This is a genomic window from Pseudomonas alcaligenes (assembly GCF_041729615.1).
Classification (GTDB): domain Bacteria; phylum Pseudomonadota; class Gammaproteobacteria; order Pseudomonadales; family Pseudomonadaceae; genus Aquipseudomonas; species Aquipseudomonas alcaligenes_B.
Map to the genome: position 1 here is coordinate 2631429 of NZ_CP154874.1, position 17052 is coordinate 2648480.

General features: G+C 66.8%; 16 protein-coding genes. 11 read left to right on the forward strand and 5 right to left on the reverse strand.

All coding sequences use genetic code 11. From position 1 onward, the window contains the following. Nucleotides 1–26: 26 nt before the first annotated feature. The 3 genes from AAG092_RS12840 (at nt 27) to AAG092_RS12850 (ending at nt 3185) form a co-directional block, all read left to right on the forward strand. Complete coding sequence (locus AAG092_RS12840; RefSeq protein ID WP_373386989.1) at nt 27–1937, forward strand: ATP-binding cassette domain-containing protein; 1911 nt, start codon at nt 27–29, stop codon at nt 1935–1937. Further along, nucleotides 1937–2476: a mechanosensitive ion channel domain-containing protein gene (locus AAG092_RS12845; protein WP_373386990.1), complete on the forward strand. Its 540-nt coding sequence runs from the start codon at nt 1937–1939 to the stop codon at nt 2474–2476. The genes AAG092_RS12840 and AAG092_RS12845 overlap by 1 nt, the downstream gene beginning before the upstream one ends. Nucleotides 2477–2555: 79 nt before the next feature. Next, a complete protein-coding gene (locus AAG092_RS12850) occupies nt 2556–3185 on the forward strand; it encodes a LysE family transporter (protein ID WP_110682823.1) in 630 nt (209 codons plus the stop codon). 1 nt (nt 3186) lies between these two features. Here AAG092_RS12850 and AAG092_RS12855 read toward each other — a convergent pair whose 3' ends face one another. Continuing rightward, nucleotides 3187–3960 (reverse strand): SDR family NAD(P)-dependent oxidoreductase, encoded by a 774-nt coding sequence (locus AAG092_RS12855; protein ID WP_373386991.1) that lies wholly within the window; start codon nt 3958–3960, stop codon nt 3187–3189. A gap of 72 nt (nt 3961–4032) precedes the next feature. Between AAG092_RS12855 and AAG092_RS12860 the strand changes: the two genes are divergently transcribed. Further along, nucleotides 4033–4482: a YaiI/YqxD family protein gene (locus AAG092_RS12860; protein WP_373386992.1), complete on the forward strand. Its 450-nt coding sequence runs from the start codon at nt 4033–4035 to the stop codon at nt 4480–4482. A gap of 77 nt (nt 4483–4559) precedes the next feature. Here the strand turns inward: AAG092_RS12860 and AAG092_RS12865 are convergent, their stop codons facing one another. The 3 genes from AAG092_RS12865 to elbB all read right to left on the reverse strand — a co-directional run bounded on the left by AAG092_RS12865 (nt 4560) and on the right by elbB (nt 6136). Beyond that, nucleotides 4560–5030: a thioesterase family protein gene (locus tag AAG092_RS12865; protein ID WP_110682826.1), complete on the reverse strand. Its 471-nt coding sequence runs from the start codon at nt 5028–5030 to the stop codon at nt 4560–4562. 103 nt (nt 5031–5133) lie between these two features. Then, entirely contained in the window at nt 5134–5454 is a 321-nt protein-coding gene (locus AAG092_RS12870) for a hypothetical protein (RefSeq protein ID WP_373386993.1), read from the reverse strand. A 16-nt stretch (nt 5455–5470) separates the two neighbouring features. After that, complete coding sequence (gene elbB, locus AAG092_RS12875) at nt 5471–6136, reverse strand: isoprenoid biosynthesis glyoxalase ElbB (protein WP_110682827.1); 666 nt, start codon at nt 6134–6136, stop codon at nt 5471–5473. Between the two features lie 149 nt (nt 6137–6285). On the opposite strand from elbB, the gene AAG092_RS12880 reads away from it, so the two are divergent. From AAG092_RS12880 to ppk1, 3 genes are all read left to right on the forward strand, one after another. After that, entirely contained in the window at nt 6286–7515 is a 1230-nt protein-coding gene (locus AAG092_RS12880; protein WP_110682828.1) for a sterol desaturase family protein, read from the forward strand. Nucleotides 7516–7623: 108 nt separating this feature from the next. Further along, on the forward strand, nt 7624–8637 hold the full coding sequence (gene hemB, locus AAG092_RS12885) for a porphobilinogen synthase (protein WP_110682829.1): 1014 nt from the start codon (nt 7624–7626) through the stop codon (nt 8635–8637). Between the two features lie 21 nt (nt 8638–8658). After that, a complete protein-coding gene (gene ppk1 / locus AAG092_RS12890) occupies nt 8659–10866 on the forward strand; it encodes a polyphosphate kinase 1 (protein WP_373386994.1) in 2208 nt (735 codons plus the stop codon). Nucleotides 10867–10918: 52 nt separating this feature from the next. On the opposite strand, the gene ppx is transcribed toward ppk1, so the two are convergent. Then, nucleotides 10919–12418 (reverse strand): exopolyphosphatase, encoded by a 1500-nt coding sequence (ppx, locus tag AAG092_RS12895; RefSeq protein ID WP_373386995.1) that lies wholly within the window; start codon nt 12416–12418, stop codon nt 10919–10921. A gap of 219 nt (nt 12419–12637) precedes the next feature. On the opposite strand from ppx, the gene trxA reads away from it, so the two are divergent. The 4 genes from trxA (at nt 12638) to AAG092_RS12915 (ending at nt 16996) form a co-directional block, all read left to right on the forward strand. Further along, entirely contained in the window at nt 12638–12964 is a 327-nt protein-coding gene (trxA, locus tag AAG092_RS12900) for a thioredoxin TrxA (protein WP_110682832.1), read from the forward strand. Between the two features lie 228 nt (nt 12965–13192). Continuing rightward, nucleotides 13193–14452 carry a transcription termination factor Rho gene (rho, locus tag AAG092_RS12905; protein WP_110682833.1) on the forward strand — a complete coding sequence of 420 codons (1260 nt, stop codon included), beginning with the start codon at nt 13193–13195 and terminating at the stop codon, nt 14450–14452. 109 nt (nt 14453–14561) lie between these two features. Next, the gene (ubiD, locus tag AAG092_RS12910; RefSeq protein ID WP_373386996.1) at nt 14562–16028 is read left to right on the forward strand and encodes a 4-hydroxy-3-polyprenylbenzoate decarboxylase; all 1467 of its coding nucleotides are present in this window, start codon (nt 14562–14564) and stop codon (nt 16026–16028) included. After that, nucleotides 16028–16996 (forward strand): CDP-6-deoxy-delta-3,4-glucoseen reductase, encoded by a 969-nt coding sequence (locus AAG092_RS12915; protein WP_373386997.1) that lies wholly within the window; start codon nt 16028–16030, stop codon nt 16994–16996. Before ubiD ends, AAG092_RS12915 begins: the two co-directional genes overlap by 1 nt. Nucleotides 16997–17052: the final 56 nt, after the last annotated feature.

Below are 17052 nucleotides of genomic sequence, written 5' to 3' on the forward strand. Positions count from 1 at the left end.
CGAAGCTGGTAGACTGCGCCGCCATTATGATCCGACTCCAGAACCTCACTCTACAGCGTGGTCCGCAGCGCCTGCTCGAAGGCGCCGAACTGACCCTGCACGCCGGCCAGAAGGTCGGCCTGATCGGTGCCAATGGCGCCGGCAAATCCAGCCTGTTCGCCCTGCTGCGCGGCGAGCTCGGTCCCGACGCCGGCGACTGCCAGCTGCCGGCCGACTGGCGCATCGCCCATATGCGCCAGGAGGTGGACAACCTCGAGCGCCTGGCGGTGGACTACGTGCTCGATGGCGACGTGCAGCTGCGCGCGATCCAGGCCGAGCTGGCCAGGGCCGAGGCGGCCCATGACGGCGCCGCCATCGCCCGCCTGCACACCGAACTGGACAACGCCCAGGGCTACACGGCCGACGCCCGTGCGCGCAAGCTGCTGGCCGGCCTCGGCTTCACCGCCGAGCAGATGGACAGACGCGTCGGCGACTTTTCCGGTGGCTGGCGCATGCGCCTGAACCTGGCCCAGGCGCTGATGTGCCCGTCCGAACTGCTGCTGCTCGACGAGCCGACCAACCACCTGGATCTGGACGCCATCCTCTGGCTGGAGGAGTGGCTCAAGGGCTACCCCGGCACCCTGCTGCTGATCTCCCACGACCGTGACTTCCTCGATGCGGTGGTCGACCACGTGGCCCATCTCGAGCTGCAGAAGCTGACCCTCTACCGCGGCGGCTACTCGGCCTTCGAGCGCACCCGCGCCGAGCGCCTGGCGCAGCAGCAACAGGCCTACGAGAAGCAGCAGGCGCAGCGCGCGCACATGGAGGACTTCATCCGTCGCTTCAAGGCCAAGGCCACCAAGGCGCGCCAGGCGCAGAGCCGGATCAAGGCCCTGGAGCGTCTGGAAGAGCTGGCCCCGGCGCATGTCGACTCGCCCTTCGACTTCGTCTTCCGTGAGGCGGACAAGGTCTCCAGCCCGCTGCTCAACCTGTCCGAGGCGCGCCTCGGCTACGGCGACAAGGTGGTGCTGGACAAGGTCAAGCTGAGCCTGGCGCCCGGCGCGCGCATCGGCCTGCTGGGGCCCAACGGCGCCGGCAAGTCGACCCTGATCAAGACCCTGGCCGGCGACCTCGGTGTGCTCGGCGGCAGCCTGGCGCGCGGCGAGAACCTGGCCATCGGCTACTTCGCCCAGCACCAGCTCGACGCCCTCGACCCCAAGGCCAGCCCGCTGCTGCATGTGCAGCGCCTGGCGCCGAGCGAGCGCGAGCAGACCCTGCGCGACTTCCTCGGCGGCTTCGATTTCCGGGGGCCGCGTTGCGACGAGCCGGTGCTCAACTTCTCCGGCGGCGAGAAGGCGCGCCTGGCCCTGGCCCTGATCGCCTGGCAGAAGCCCAACCTGCTGCTGCTCGACGAACCGACCAACCACCTCGACCTGGAAATGCGCCTGGCCCTGACCATGGCCCTGCAGGACTTCGCCGGCGCCGTGCTGGTGGTGTCGCACGACCGCCACCTGCTCAAGAGCACCACCGACGAGTTCCTCCTGGTGGCCGACGGGCGCATCCAGCCGTTCGAGGGCGACCTCGACGACTACGCCCGCTGGCTGATCGACTACCGTGCCCGCCAGCAGCCGCAGAGCGCGGCAGCACCGGCCGTCGACAAGACCGACAAGCGCGCCCAGCGCCAGGCCGCCGCCGCCCTGCGCCAGCAGCTGGCGCCGCACAAGAAGCAGGCCGACAAGCTGGAGCAGGAGCTGGGCAAGCTCCACGAGCAGCTCGCCGGCGTCGAGCAGAAGCTCGGCGACAGCGGCCTGTACGAGGCCGCGCGCAAGGACGAGCTGCGCGAGCTGCTGGCCGAGCAGGCCCGCCTCAAGGCCCGCGAGGCCGAGGTGGAGGAGGCCTGGCTGGTGGCGCTGGAGACCCTGGAGGCGCTGCAGCAGCAACTGGAGGAGAGCGACTGATGGAACAACTGGCCCTGCTCGGCGACTGGCGCGAGCCCCTGACCCTGGCGGGACAGATTCTGCTGATCCTGCTGCTGGCCTGGATCGGCCAGCGCCTGGTCAGCGCCGGCATCACCCGCCTCGGCGAGCGCTACGCGGCGCTGCCGGCCGAACTCTGGCTGCCGCTGCGCGGCCTGCTGCGCTGGCTGATCATCGGCAGTGCGCTGATGCTGGTGCTGGAGCGCCTCGGCGTATCCGCCGAAGTGCTGTGGACGGCCCTGACCGGCTTCGTCGCGGTGGCCGCGGTGGCCTTCTTCGCCATCTGGAGCGTGCTGTCCAACCTGTTCTGCGCCCTGCTGATCTTCACCCTCGGCCCGTTCCGCCTGGGCGATACCGTGGAGCTGATCGACAGCGCCGACAAGCCCGGGGTGAAGGGCAGGGTGGTGGCCATCAACCTGTTCTACACCACCCTCGAAGACCTCGGCGAGGAACATGCCGGGGCGCTGATCCAGGTACCCAACAGCCTGTTCTTCCAACGCGCCGTGCGGCGCTGGCGCTGAGCCCGGGCTGCACAAGGCGCGCACCAGGGAGTAGGCTGTTGCGTCTGCTTTCCGTCCATTCGTTGCGAGGTACTGCCCCATGGCCCTGGATATCTGGCTCGCCTTCTTCGTCGCCTGCTGGGTGATCAGCCTGTCGCCGGGTGCCGGCGCCATCGCCTCGATGAGCGCCGGGCTGCGCTACGGCTTCTGGCGGGGCTACTGGAATGCCCTGGGCCTGCAGCTGGCACTGCTGATGCAGATCGCCGTGGTCGCCGCCGGCCTCGGCGCGGTGCTGGCCACCTCGGAGATGGCGTTCAACCTGATCAAGTGGTTCGGCGTGGCCTACCTGGTCTACCTCGGCTGGAAGCAGTGGGTGGCCCTGCCCGGCGAGATCGCCGCCGGCGATGCCGAGCGCCCGCTGGGGCGGCCGCTGACCCTGGTGCTGCGCGGCTTCCTGGTCAACGCCAGCAACCCCAAGGCGATCATCTTCATCCTCGCCGTGCTGCCGCAGTTCCTCGACCCCAGGGGCTCTCTGCTGATCCAGTACCTGGTGATGGCGGCGACCATGGTCACGGTCGACCTGATCGTCATGGCCGGCTATACCGGCCTGGCCGCGCGGGTGCTGCGTGCGCTGCGCTCGCCGCGCCAGCAGCGCCTGCTCAACCGCACCTTCGGCGGTCTGTTCATGGCCGCCGCGGCCTTGCTGGCCACGGTGCGGCGCACGGCCTGACCTACCAGGGAATCCGCTGTCCATCCCATGCCCAGAAGCTGCCGCTGTCTTCCGGCCCATGTTCGGCTACCTGCTGCAGCAGGCAGCGAGCGGCGAAGTCGGGGCTGAACAGCTTGTCGGCCGCGACACTGGCTTGAAACGGCCGCGACAGCTCGGTGTCGGTGGTGCCGGGATGCAGACTCAGTACGCAGCTCTGCGGGTTGAGTCGCCGGAGTTCGATGCTGGCTGTGTGCAGCAGCTGGTTCAATGCTGCTTTGCTGGCCCTGTAGCTGTACCAGCCACCCAGGCGGTTGTCGCCGATAGAGCCCACCCTGGCCGACAGGGCCGCCACGCTGCAAGGGTGCTTGCCGCGCAGCAGGGGCAGCAGGTGCTTGAGTAGCAGAATGGGGGCGAAGCAGTTGCTGTGGAAGCTGGCCATCAGCCCCTCAAGGCTGAGTTGTGTCAGGCTTTTTTCGGCACGTGCAGCCTCGCTCTGGAGAATTCCTACGCTGCACAGCAGCAGGTGCAGGCGTTCAGTTTGCGCGCGCACCTGGCTGGCCAGCTCGGCTACGGCAGCGTCGCTGCGCAGGTCGCAGGCCAGCAGCTGCAGACGCGAATCATGGCGAGCCTGCAGGGCCAGCAGATCGTCGCTTGCAGGTGCCTGGCGCGCCACGGCAATGACTCTGCCCACTTCGGTGCGCTCGAGCAGCTGCGCCGTCAGTGCCAGGCCGATACCACGACTGGCCCCGGCGACAAGCACCTGGGCCGGTTCTTCGATGCGCTGCCAGAACTGCATGGGAATGCCTGTTTTTTCGATGGCCGATGGGCTGGGGCATACTAGTCGCTGTTCCCTGAGGATTGTCAAAACATGCGTGTGTGGATCGACGCCGACGCCTGTCCCCGGCTGGCCCGCGATCAGGTGGTGAAGTTCGCCCTCAAGCGCGGCTTCGAGGTGGTGCTGGTGGCCGGCCAGGCGGTGGCGCGGCCGAACTTCGCCTGCGTCAGGCTGGTGGTGGTGCCGAGCGGCCCGGATGCGGCGGACGACCATCTGGTAGAGCACGCCGTGCCTGGCGAGCTGGTGATCTGCAGCGATATCCCGCTGGCCGACCGCCTGGTGAAGAAGGGCGTGGCGGCGCTCGACCCGCGCGGCCGCGAGTTCGACGAGCGCAACATGGGTGAGCGCCTGGCGGTGCGCAACCTGTTTACCGACCTGCGCGAGCAGGGGCAGATGGGCGGTGGCCAGGCGGCCTACGCGGACAAGGACCGCCAGGCCTTCGCCAACGCACTCGACCGTATCCTGACCCGCCTGATGAAGTAGCCCGGATGCAATCCGGGGATGGAGTTGCCTGCTTCCCGGATTGCATCGGGGGCACAGGCTGACGCAGTGAGCATGCCTCAGCCGCACAGATAGGTGCCGGTGCCCACCGCCACCAGGGTGCCGTCGTCGCTGTGCAGTTCGCTGCGCACCACCGCCACCTTGTTGCCCGAGCGCAGCAGCACGGCGGTGGCGCTGAACAGCTGACCGCGGCCGGGGCGCAGGTAGTCCACGCGCAGGTCGATGGTGCCCAGCTTGGACAGGCGCTGCATGCGCTCCTGCTGGCTCAGGTGCTGGTGCTTGTCGAAGGCGCCGATCAGCGCCATGGCGCCGCCGGCGACGTCGAGCAGCGAGGAGATCACCCCGCCATGCAGGATGCCGTGGACGAAGTTGCCGATCAGCTCGGGCTTCATCGGCAGGCTCATCACCACCCGGTCGCCGCGCAGTTCGTCGATGCGGATGCCGAGCATCTGGTTGAACGGAATGCGCTGGAAGAAGGCTTCCACACCCTGGCGCTGTTCCTCGGAAAGCTGGAAAACCGGCTCGTGCATGCTGCACTCCTGCGACTCGATCACTGCCGGCCACGCTGCCGCAGCCGTGCTGCGCTGAACAGGGGCGCGGCGCAGGCGCCGCGCGAATTGGCCGGAACGGCCCTTATTGAATGGCCGAACCGTTCAATAGGGCCTGTCGGGCAATAGGGGCCACTGTGCTCTCGCTAATATTCTTACGCAGGCAATAGGGCGATTGCAGCCAGCTGCGCAGATGCTTTGCCCCCTTGCTGGCATTGCATGAGAGGCAGCAGCGCGCGATGTTTTGCAGCGTCACTATGTTCATATCGTTGATGATGTGCTCCCACGAGGGGCGGTCGCCTCGCCTATTGGCCGGAGTAGAGAATGGCACTGCGCAGTAGATGCACGCCTGATCACGCTCCAGCACAGCTTCTTCCAGCCAGGGTGGAATGCTCCAGCGGTTCACGGGCGAGCCTCCCGGGTCAGTGCGGCTGGGCCAGCTCCAGCACGCGGTCGACCAGCTTGTTGATGCCGGCGGCGGCCTGGGCGATGGATTCGGCCAGCATGTAGGCCGGGGTGCTCACCAGCTTGCGCTCGGCGTCCTCGACTATGTCTTCCACCGTGCACTCGATGTGCTGGCCGCCCATGGCGGTGAGGGCGGAGGCGGCCGGATCGTCGGCGGCGCCCAGGGTGCAGGTGACGCCTTCGCCATAGATCTTCGCCGCCAGGGCCGGGGCGATGCAGATCAGGCCGATCGGCTTGCCGGCCTGGGCGAAGGCCTGGGCGGCGGCCAGTACGTCAGGCTGCACGCTGCAGTTGGCACCTTCCTGGGCAAAGTTGGAGAGGTTCTTGGCCACGCCGAAACCGCCGGGCAGGATCAGCGCATCGAACTGCTCGGCCTTGAGCTCGCGCACGTCCATCACGTCACCACGGGCGATGCGCGCAGCCTCGGTGAGCACGTTCCGGCTCTCCGGCATTTCGGCGCCGGTGAGGTGGTCGATCACATGCATCTGCGCGATGTTGGGGGCGAAGCACTGCACCTGGGCGCCGCGCTGGTCGAGGCGCAGCAGGGTGATCACGCTCTCGTGGATTTCCGCGCCGTCGTAGACGCCACAGCCGGAGAGGATGACCGCGACTTTTCTTTGCATGCTGTTCTCCAAGAAATGACCGAAACCTGACGGCAGTTTACCTGCTGCCCGAGTGTCGCCAAATGTCACATCGGCTGGCATTCACCGCCGCGAGTATCCGGCGCGGCAGGCATAGGATCAGCTTAGGTCAACCCGTGCCGTGCCGAACCATGAATCTGATCCTGCTCGCCGTTCCCTTCTTCTTCCTGCTGATCGCCCTCGAGCTGCTCGCCGACCGCGTGCGCGGGGTCAGCACCTACCGCCTGGCGGACTCGCTGAACAGCCTCAGCGCCGGCGTGCTGTCGCAGGCCAGCGGCCTGCTGAGCAAGGCCATCGCCGTGCTCGGCTATGCCTTCGCCTACGAGCACCTGCACCTCACGGCGCTGCCGGACGAGCCCTGGGTCTGGGTGCTGGCCTTCGTCTTCTACGACTTCTGCTACTACTGGAACCACCGCATCGGCCACGAGCGCAACATCTTCTGGGCCTCGCACGTGGTGCACCACCAGAGCGAGGACTACAACCTGTCCACCGCCCTGCGCCAGACCAGCACGGGCTTTCTGCTGAGCTGGATCTTCTACCTGCCGATGGCCGTGGCCGGCGTGCCGCCGCTGGTGTTCGTCACGGTCGCCGCGCTCAACCTGCTCTACCAGTTCTGGGTGCACACTCGCCACGTGCCCAAGCTGGGCTGGTACGAGTGGTTCTTCGTCACGCCGTCCAATCATCGGGTGCACCACGCGCAGAACCCGGTGTACATGGATCGCAACTACGGCGGCGTGTTCATTCTCTGGGACCGCCTGTTCGGCACCTTCCAGGAGGAGCTGGACGAGCAGCCGGTGGTGTTCGGCGTGACCATGCCGCTGCGCAGCTGGAACCCGCTGTGGGCCAACCTGCAGTTCTACGTGCAGTTGTGGCGCGACGCGGTGCGTGCCGGCTCCTGGTGGGACAGGTTGCGCATCTGGTTCATGCCCACCGGCTGGCGCCCGGCCGATGTGGCGGCGCGCTACCCGCTGGACAAACCGGACCTGGCCAGCTTCCGCAAGTTCGACATCCCTCTGGACCGGGGGCAGAAGCTCTATGCGGCGCTGCAGTTCGGTATCTATGTGCTGGGCACCAGTTGGCTGCTGGCGGTGGCCGAGGCGCAGCCGCTGGCGCTGCTGGCCGGCGCCTGGCTGTGGGTGGCCTTCGGCCTGTACTGCATCGGTGCCTGGCTGGAGAACCGGCCTTTTGCCCGCGCTCTGGAGCTGCTGCGTCTGGCGCTGAACCTGCCCGCGCTGCTCTGGGCCCAGCAGGTGGGCCTGGTGGCGGGAGGCATGCTGGTGTGGTGGTTGCTGGCCGCCTGGAGCCTGGCCAGCCTGAGCTGGCTGCTGTGGCCACGGCAGGCGAAGACCCAGCCGGCCTGAAGGGAACTGCGGCTGCCCGTCGCAGTCTGGGTGTGACAGTCATTATTTGGTCATAATGGTCGGATATACCTGTCACACTCGCCCGCCGTGCGGGTTCTGGAGTCCGTCGTGAGCTTTACCCCCGCTAATCGCCTGTTCCCCGCCACCCGCCTGCGCCGCAACCGTCGTGACGATTTCTCCCGCCGCCTGGTGCGCGAGCATCGCCTGAGCGTCGACGATCTGATCCTGCCGGTGTTCGTCCTCGATGGCGAGAATCGCCGCGAAGCGATTCCCTCGATGCCGGGTGTCGAGCGCCTGTCCATCGACCTGCTGCTCAAGGAAGCCGAGCACTGGGTGGCGCTGGGCATTCCGGCGCTGGCGCTGTTCCCGGTGACGCCGCTGGAGAAGAAGTCCCTCGACGGCGCCGAGGCCTGGAACCCGGACGGTATCGCCCAGCGTGCCATCCGCGCGCTGCGCGCCAGTTTCCCCGAGCTGGGGGTGATCAGCGACGTGGCCCTCGACCCCTTCACCACCCACGGCCAGGACGGCATCCTCGATGACGAGGGTTACGTGATGAACGACGTGACCGTCGATGCGCTGGTCCGGCAGGCGCTGTCGCACGCCGAGGCGGGGGCCCAGGTGGTGGCGCCGTCGGACATGATGGATGGGCGCATCCAGGCGATTCGCGAGGCGCTGGAAGTGGCCGAGCACACCAACGTGCGCATCATGGCCTACTCGGCCAAGTACGCCAGCGCCTACTACGGCCCGTTCCGCGACGCGGTCGGCTCGGCCGCCAACCTGGGCAAGGCCAACAAGGCCAGCTACCAGATGGACCCGGCCAACGGCGACGAGGCCCTGCACGAAGTGGGCGCGGACCTCGCCGAAGGCGCCGACATGGTCATGGTCAAGCCGGGCATGCCCTACCTGGACATCGTCTGGCGGGTGAAGGACGCCTTCAAGGTGCCGACCTTCGCTTACCAGGTCAGCGGCGAGTACGCCATGCACATGGCCGCCATCCAGAACGGCTGGCTGGGCGAGGCGGTGATTCTCGAATCGCTGACCGCCTTCAAACGCGCCGGCGCCGATGGCATCCTCACCTACTTCGCCGTGCGTGCGGCAGAACTCTTGAAAGCGGGGCGCTGAAGCGCCCCAGGGAAGCAGGACATGAACACCGAGGGACTCAGCAACAAGCAGATCGTCGACGCCCAGCTCGAGGTCGAACCGCCCGTGCCGCTGGAGGTCGCCGCCGAGGTGGCGCCCGTCGTCGAGCCGGAGCCGGCCCCCGCGCCCGCGCCGATTCCCGGCCTGGATGACAGCAGCCTGTACATCCACCGCGAGCTGTCGCAGCTGAAGTTCAACATCCGCGTGCTGGAGCAGGCGCTGGACGAGTCCTACCCGCTGCTGGAGCGGTTGAAGTTCCTGCTGATCTTCTCCAGCAACCTCGACGAATTCTTCGAGATTCGCGTCGCCGGCCTGAAGAAGCAGATCAACTTCGCCCGCGAACAGGCCGGTGCCGACGGCCTGCTGCCCAGCCAGGTGCTGGCACGCATCTCCGAGATCGCCCACGAGCAGGTCGAGCGCCAGTACGCGCTGCTCAACGACGTGCTGCTGCCGGAGCTGGCCAAGCACCAGGTCAACTTCATCCGCCGCCGCTACTGGACCACCAAGCTGAAGACCTGGGTGCGTCGCTACTTCCGCGACGAGATCGCGCCGATCATCACCCCGATCGGCCTCGACCCGACGCACCCCTTCCCGCTGCTGGTGAACAAGAGCCTCAACTTCATCGTCGAGCTGGAAGGCGTCGACGCCTTCGGTCGCGACTCCGGCCTGGCCATCATCCCGGCGCCGCGCCTGCTGCCGCGCATCATCCGCGTGCCGGAAGAAGTCGGCGGCCCTGGCGACAACTACGTGTTCCTCTCGTCGATGATCCACGCCCACGCCGACGACCTGTTCCACGGCATGAGCGTGAAGGGCTGCTACCAGTTCCGCCTGACCCGCAACGCCGACCTGTCGGTGGATGCCGAGGATGTGGAAGACCTGGCGCGCGCCCTGCGTGGCGAGCTGTTCAGCCGCCGCTACGGCGACGCGGTGCGCCTGGAAGTGGCGGACACCTGCCCCAAGCATCTTTCGGACTTCCTGCTCAAGCAGTTCAACCTCTCCGAGAGCGAACTGTATCGGGTCAACGGCCCGGTCAACCTGACCCGCCTGTTCAGCATCACCGGGCTGGAGAGCCACCCGGAACTGCAGCATGCGCCCTTCACGCCGGTGATTCCCAAGCTGCTGCAGAACGCCGAGAACATCTTCAACGTGGTCGGCAAGCAGGACATCCTGCTGCTGCACCCCTTCGAGTCTTTCACCCCGGTGATCGACCTGCTGCGCCAGGCCGCCAAGGACCCCAACGTGCTGGCGATCAAGCAGACCCTGTACCGCTCCGGGGCCAACTCGGAGATCGTCGATGCCCTGGTCGAGGCGGCCCGTAACGGCAAGGAAGTCACCGCGGTGATCGAGCTGCGCGCGCGCTTCGACGAGGAGTCCAACCTGCAGCTGGCCAGCCGCCTGCAGGCCGCCGGCGCGGTGGTGATCTACGGCGTGGTCGGCTTCAAGACCCACGCCAAGATGATGCTGATCCTGCGCCGCGAGAACGGCGAGCTGCGCCGCTACGCGCACCTCGGCACCGGCAACTACCACGCCGGCAACGCCCGCCTGTACACCGACTACAGCCTGCTGACCGCCGACGAGGCGCTGGGCGAGGATGTGTCCAAGCTGTTCAACCAGCTGATCGGCATGGGCAAGACCCTGCGCATGAAGAAGCTGCTGCACGCGCCCTTCACCCTGAAGAAGACCCTGCTCGACATGATCGCCCGCGAGGCGCAGTTCGCCAGCGAGGGCAAGCCGGCGCACATCATGGCCAAGGTCAACTCGCTGACCGATCCCAAGGTCATCCGCGCCCTGTACAAGGCCAGCCAGATGGGCGTGCGCATCGACCTGGTGGTGCGCGGCATGTGCTGCCTGCGTCCGGGCGTACCCGGTGTGTCGCACAACATCCAGGTGCGCTCCATCGTCGGTCGCTTCCTCGAGCACAGCCGCATCTACTACTTCGGCAACGACGGTGATGAGCAGCTGTTCCTCTCCAGTGCCGACTGGATGGAGCGCAACCTCGACAAGCGCGTGGAGACCTGCTTCCCGGTGGAAGGCAAGAAGCTCATCACCCGGGTCAAGAAGGAGCTGGAGAGCTACCTGTCCGACAACACCCAGGCCTGGGTGCTGCAGCCGGATGGTCGCTACCTGCGCCTGAGCCCCAGTGGCAACGCCAATCCACGTAACGCGCAGACGGCGCTGCTGGAGAAGCTCACCACACCACAGCTGCGCTAGCGCCGGGCACCCGGATGAAAAAGCCCCGCCTCGGCGGGGCTTTTTCATGGGCTCAGTGCACCCTGAGGGTGAAGTTGATGCGCTTGAGCCACTCGGCTTCCTGTTCGAAGTCGGCCTGGGTCAGCGGATTGGCCTCCAGCCAGCCGTCGGGGAAGGTCAGGTCGAGGCTCTGCGGGCCGGCCAGCAACTGCACCCTGGGCATTTCCTGAGTGCCACGGATGTGGTGGAAGAGGATCGCGAAGCGCAGCAGCACGCACAGGCGCAGCAGTTGCACACCGTCCTCGCCGAACTCGGCGAAACGGTCCTTGGGGATGTTGCGGCGGTGGCCGCGCACCAGCAGGGCCAGCATCAGCTGGTCGCGGCGCGAGAAGCCCGACAGGTCCGAGTGTTCGATCAGGTAGGCGCCGTGCTTGTGGTACTGGTAGTGGGCGATGTCCAGGCCGATCTCGTGGACTCGCGCGCCCCACTGCAGCAGGTCGCGGTGCCAGTCGTCGTCCAGCTGCCAGGCCGTGGCCACCTGCTCCAGGGCATGCAGGGCCTTGGCCTCGACCCGTGCGGCCTGCTGCAGGTCGACGTGGTAGCGCTCCATCAGCGCGCCCAGGGTGCGCTCGCGCACATCCTCGTGGTGGTGGCGGCCGAGCAGGTCGTAGAGCACGCCTTCGCGCAGCGCGCCTTCGGAGTGGTCCATGCGCTGCAGGTCGAGGGCGTCGAAGATCGCCTCGGTGATGGCCAGGCCGGCCGGGAAGATGTGCCGGCGATCCGGTTTGACGCCGTCGATGTCCAGCTTGTCCACTTCGCCGAGCTTGAGCAGCCTGCGCTTGAGCCAGGCCAGCCCCTCCGGGTTGACCTCGCCTTTGCCCAGGCCGCCGGCCTTGATCGCCAGGCCCACGGCGCGGATGGTGCCGGAGGCGCCGACGGCCTCCTGCCAGCCCAGGCGCTGCAGGCCCTGCTCGATGTTCATCAGCTCCAGGCGCGCGGCCGTGTAGGCCTGGGCATAGCGCGCCGGGGTGATCTTGCCGTCCTTGAAGTAGCGCTGGGTGAAGCTGACGCAGCCCATCTGCAGGCTCTCGCGCAGCAGCGGCTCGAAGCGCTGGCCGATGATGAACTCGGTGCTGCCGCCGCCGATATCCGCCACCAGACGCTTGCCGGGGGTGTCGGCGATGCTGTGCGACACGCCGAGGTAGATCAGGCGCGCCTCCTCGCGGCCGGAGATGACTTCCACCTGGTGCCCGAGCAGCTCGTTGGCGCGACGGATGAAGGCGTCACGGTTGCGCGCCTCGCGCAGCGCGTTGGTGCCGACGATGCGCACGGCGCCCTGGGGCAGGCCCTGGATCAGCTGGCCGAAGCGGCGCAGGCAGTCCAGGCCGCGCTGCATCGCTTCCTCGCTGAGCAGGCGCTCGTCGTCGAGGCCGGCGGCCAGCTGCACCTTCTCGCCCAGCCGCTCGAGGATGCGGATCTCGCCGTGATCGGCCTTGGCCAGCACCATGTGGAAGCTGTTGGAGCCGAGGTCGATGGCGGCGATCAGGGGGAACTGCTTGGTGGCATTGGGCATGGTCAGGAGGTCCCTTAACAGAATGCTGGCAGCGCCGGGGGTAGGGTGGCGGCTGCACCAATGATCTGCATGTTAACCGCCCGCGGCCCGCTTGCCGTACTCTTTCATCAGCTCCATGAAATCCATTGATAGTTAAGCTCAATGGCGAGCGGCTTTCGGCGTGAAGCGAGGCGGGCTATCATGGCGCCACTTTTTTGCTTCCGATCACGGAGACTGTACATGAGCGAATTCATCACCAACGTCAGCGACGCCAGCTTCGAAGACGACGTGATCAAGGCCGAAGGTCCGGTACTGGTCGACTACTGGGCCGAGTGGTGCGGCCCGTGCAAGATGATCGCCCCGGTGCTCGACGAGATCGCCCAGACCTACGCTGGCAAGCTCAAGGTGTGCAAGCTGAACATCGACGAGAACCAGGAAACCCCGCCGAAATACGGCGTGCGTGGCATCCCGACCCTGATGCTGTTCAAGAACGGCAACGTCGAGGCCACCAAGGTCGGCGCCCTGTCCAAGTCGCAGCTGGCCGCCTTCCTCGACGCCAACATCTAAGGCGTCATGCAAAAAGCCCCGCACAGTGCGGGGCTTTTTTCTGGGCGCAGGCTGGACGTCGCGCCAAACCCGGTGTTACATTCGGGCCTGCAGCGGGTTCCCCGTTGCCCCTCAAGCCGTCGCCGACGCACCCTCCCCGATAAGATCGAGCGATCCAGTCGCCTTCTCCGCGGCGCGGCCTGTAAAGCCCAGTGCTTTCCTTCCCTTCCTCATAATCATGTCATTCCTATGAATCTGACCGAACTCAAGCAAAAGCCGATTGCCGAACTGCTGGACATGGCCGACCAGGCTGGTCTGGAAAACATGGCCCGTTCGCGCAAGCAGGACATCATCTTCGCCCTGCTCAAGAAGCACGCGAAAAGCGGCGAAGAGATCTCCGGCGACGGCGTGCTGGAGATTCTCCAGGACGGCTTCGGCTTCCTGCGCTCCGCGGACTCCTCCTACCTGGCCGGCCCGGACGACATCTACGTCTCGCCCAGCCAGATCCGCCGCTTCAACCTGCGTACCGGTGACACCATCGTCGGCAAGATCCGCCCGCCGAAAGAAGGCGAGCGCTACTTCGCCCTGCTCAAGGTCGACACCATCAACTTCGACCGTCCGGAAAACGCCAAGAACAAGATCCTGTTCGAGAACCTGACCCCGCTGTTCCCGACCAAGCGCCTGGTCATGGAAGCCGGTAATGGCTCCACCGAGGACATCACCGGCCGCGTGATCGACCTTTGCGCGCCGATCGGCAAGGGCCAGCGCGGCCTGATCGTCGCCCCGCCGAAAGCGGGCAAGACCATCATGCTGCAGAACATCGCGGCCAACATCACCCGCAACAACCCCGAGTGCTACCTGATCGTCCTGCTGATCGACGAGCGCCCGGAAGAAGTGACCGAGATGCAGCGCACCGTGCGCGGCGAAGTGGTCGCCTCGACCTTCGACGAGCCGCCGACCCGCCACGTGCAGGTCGCCGAGATGGTGATCGAGAAGGCCAAGCGCCTGGTCGAGCACAAGAAGGACGTGGTCATCCTGCTCGACTCCATCACCCGTCTGGCGCGGGCCTACAACACCGTGATCCCGAGCTCCGGCAAGGTGCTCACCGGTGGTGTCGACGCCCATGCCCTGGAGAAGCCCAAGCGCTTCTTCGGCGCCGCCCGTAACATCGAGGAAGGCGGCTCGCTGACCATCATCGCCACCGCGCTGGTCGAGACCGGCTCGAAGATGGACGAGGTGATCTACGAGGAGTTCAAGGGCACCGGCAACATGGAGCTGCCGCTGGACCGCCGCATCGCCGAGAAGCGCGTGTTCCCGGCTATCAACATCAACAAGTCGGGCACCCGTCGCGAGGAGCTGCTGACCGGCGAGGAAGAACTGCAGCGCATGTGGATCCTGCGCAAGCTGCTGCACCCGATGGACGAGATCGCCGCCATCGAGTTCCTCACCGACAAGCTGAAGGACACCAAGACCAACGAGGAATTCTTCCTGTCCATGAAGCGGAAGTGATTCCAGCGTTGCCACAGAGGCCGGGGAAACCCGGCCTTTGCGTTTCTGCAGCCTTCTGAATAACCCAGTTCGGCGCTAAACTTTGCGCCCCGACCTGTGAGGCCCAAGCATGCAGTACCGCGACCTGCGCGACTTCATCCGCGAGCTGGAAAAGCGCGGCGAGCTCAAGCGCATCCAGACCCCGGTTTCTCCCGTGCTGGAAATGACCGAAATCTGCGACCGCACCCTGCGCAAGGGCGGTCCGGCGCTGCTGTTCGAGCAGCCGACCGGCTTCGCCGTGCCGGTGCTCGGCAACCTGTTCGGCACCCCGAAGCGCGTGGCATTGGGCATGGGCGCCGAGGATGTCGGCGAGCTGCGCGAGATCGGCAAGCTGCTGGCCTTCCTCAAGGAGCCGGAGCCGCCCAAGGGGCTGAAGGATGCCTGGAGCAAGCTGCCGATCTTCAAGAAGGTCATCAGCATGGCGCCCAAGGTGCTCAAGGACGCGCCTTGCCACGAAGTGATCGAGGAGGGCGAGGCGGTCGATCTGACCAGACTGCCGATCCAGCATTGCTGGCCGGGCGATGCCGCGCCGCTGATCACCTGGGGCCTGACCATCACCCGCGGGCCGAACAAGGAACGGCAGAACCTCGGCATCTACCGCCAGCAGGTGATCGGCCGCAACAAGGTGATCATGCGCTGGCTCAGCCACCGCGGCGGCGCCCTGGATTACCGCGAGTGGTGCCTGAAGCACCCGGACAAGCCCTATCCGGTGTGCGTGGCCCTCGGCGCCGACCCGGCGACCATCCTCGGCGCGGTGACGCCGGTGCCGGATACCCTCTCCGAATACGCCTTCGCCGGCCTGCTGCGTGGCCATCGCACCGAGCTGGTCAAGGCCATCGGCTCCGACCTGCAGGTGCCGGCCAGTGCCGAGATCGTCCTCGAAGGCGTGATCCATCCGGGTGAGACCGCGCCGGAAGGGCCCTATGGCGACCATACCGGCTACTACAACGAGGTCGACACCTTCCCGGTGTTCACCGTCGAACGCATCACCCGTCGGCGTGATCCGATCTACCACAGCACCTACACCGGGCGGCCGCCGGATGAGCCGGCGATCCTCGGCGTGGCGCTGAACGAGGTGTTCGTGCCGATCCTGCAGAAGCAGTTCCCGGAGATCACCGACTTCTACCTGCCGCCGGAAGGCTGCTCCTACCGCATGGCGGTGGTGACCATGAAGAAGCAGTACCCCGGCCATGCCAAGCGGGTGATGCTCGGCGTGTGGTCGTTCCTGCGCCAGTTCATGTACACCAAGTTCGTCATCGTCACCGACGACGACATCAACGCCCGCGACTGGAACGACGTGATCTGGGCCATCACCACGCGCATGGACCCCAAGCGCGACACGGTGCTGATCGACAACACGCCGATCGACTACCTCGACTTCGCCTCGCCGGTGTCCGGCCTGGGTTCGAAGATGGGCCTAGACGCCACCCACAAGTGGCCGGGCGAGACCAACCGCGAATGGGGCCGGGTGATCGAGCGCGACGAGGCGGTGGTCAAGCGCGTGGACGAGCTGTGGGCGAGCCTCGGGATCGACTGATGAAAGTCACCCTGCAACCCTCCGGCGCGGTGCTCGAGCTCCAGCCCGGCGAGCGCATTCTCGACGGTGCCCGGCGCCTCGGTTACGACTGCCCGCAGAGCTGCCGCAACGGCAACTGCCATGTCTGCGCCGCGCTGCTGGTCGAGGGCCGGGTGCGCCAGGCCGGCGCCGAGCTGGATCACGGCGAGCTGTTCACCTGCCTGGCCGAGCCGCTGGAAGACTGCGTGCTGCACTGGGACGGCGTGCTCGCCCCCGGCGAGTTGCCGGTGCGCACCTTCGGCTGCCAGGTGCTGGAGCTGAGCGAGGTCGGTGGCGATGTCTGCCGGGTGGTGCTGCGCGCGCCGGCCGGCAAGACGCCGCGCTACCACGCCGGGCAGTACCTGCTGCTGCAGCGCGACGACGGCGAGTGGTCGGCCTTCTCCCTAGCCTCCGCGCCGCACCATGGGCGTGACCTGGAGCTGCATATCCTCACCCGCGAAGACAGCAGCCGGCAGATCGTCGCGCAGCTGCAGCGCACGCGCCTGGCGCGGGTGCAGATGCCGTTCGGCGATACCCACCTGGCCGAACTGCCGGCCGGGCCGCTGGTGCTGATCGCTGCCGGCACTGGCATGGCACAGATGCACAGCCTGATCGAGCACTGCCGCGCCGTGGGTTTCAGCCACCCGGTTCACCTCTACTGGGGCGTGCGTCATCCCGATGACTTCTACCAGCTGCCGCACTGGCAGGACTGGGAGCAGCAGGCGGGACTGCAGCTGCACCGAGTGGTCAGCGAGGCCGCTGCCTGGGGCGGTCGCTGCGGCCTGCTGCACGAGGCGGTGTGCCAGGACTTCCCTGACCTCAAGGCGCTGCACGTCTACGCCAGCGGCTCGCCGGCGATGGTCTACGGCACCCTGGATGCGCTGGTGGAAGCGGGCATGGACCCGCACCAGATGCGCGCCGACGTGTTTGCCTACGCACCGCGCGAGTAAGTGCCCGGCAACGAAAAAGCCGCCCGCGGGCGGCTTTTTCGTTCATCCGATAGGCT

Coding starts and splice junctions, on each gene's coding strand:
- AAG092_RS12850 (WP_110682823.1), top strand. CDS start 2,556: ATGGCCCTGGATATCTGGCTCGCCTTCTTCGTCGCCTGCTGGGTGATC.
- trxA (WP_110682832.1), top strand. CDS start 12,638: ATGAGCGAATTCATCACCAACGTCAGCGACGCCAGCTTCGAAGACGAC.
- ppk1 (WP_373386994.1), top strand. CDS start 8,659: ATGAACACCGAGGGACTCAGCAACAAGCAGATCGTCGACGCCCAGCTC.
- rho (WP_110682833.1), top strand. CDS start 13,193: ATGAATCTGACCGAACTCAAGCAAAAGCCGATTGCCGAACTGCTGGAC.
- AAG092_RS12860 (WP_373386992.1), top strand. CDS start 4,033: ATGCGTGTGTGGATCGACGCCGACGCCTGTCCCCGGCTGGCCCGCGAT.
- ubiD (WP_373386996.1), top strand. CDS start 14,562: ATGCAGTACCGCGACCTGCGCGACTTCATCCGCGAGCTGGAAAAGCGC.
- ppx (WP_373386995.1), bottom strand. CDS start 12,418: ATGCCCAATGCCACCAAGCAGTTCCCCCTGATCGCCGCCATCGACCTC.
- AAG092_RS12865 (WP_110682826.1), bottom strand. CDS start 5,030: ATGCACGAGCCGGTTTTCCAGCTTTCCGAGGAACAGCGCCAGGGTGTG.
- AAG092_RS12880 (WP_110682828.1), top strand. CDS start 6,286: ATGAATCTGATCCTGCTCGCCGTTCCCTTCTTCTTCCTGCTGATCGCC.
- AAG092_RS12840 (WP_373386989.1), top strand. CDS start 27: ATGATCCGACTCCAGAACCTCACTCTACAGCGTGGTCCGCAGCGCCTG.
- AAG092_RS12845 (WP_373386990.1), top strand. CDS start 1,937: ATGGAACAACTGGCCCTGCTCGGCGACTGGCGCGAGCCCCTGACCCTG.
- AAG092_RS12915 (WP_373386997.1), top strand. CDS start 16,028: ATGAAAGTCACCCTGCAACCCTCCGGCGCGGTGCTCGAGCTCCAGCCC.
- elbB (WP_110682827.1), bottom strand. CDS start 6,136: ATGCAAAGAAAAGTCGCGGTCATCCTCTCCGGCTGTGGCGTCTACGAC.
- AAG092_RS12855 (WP_373386991.1), bottom strand. CDS start 3,960: ATGCAGTTCTGGCAGCGCATCGAAGAACCGGCCCAGGTGCTTGTCGCC.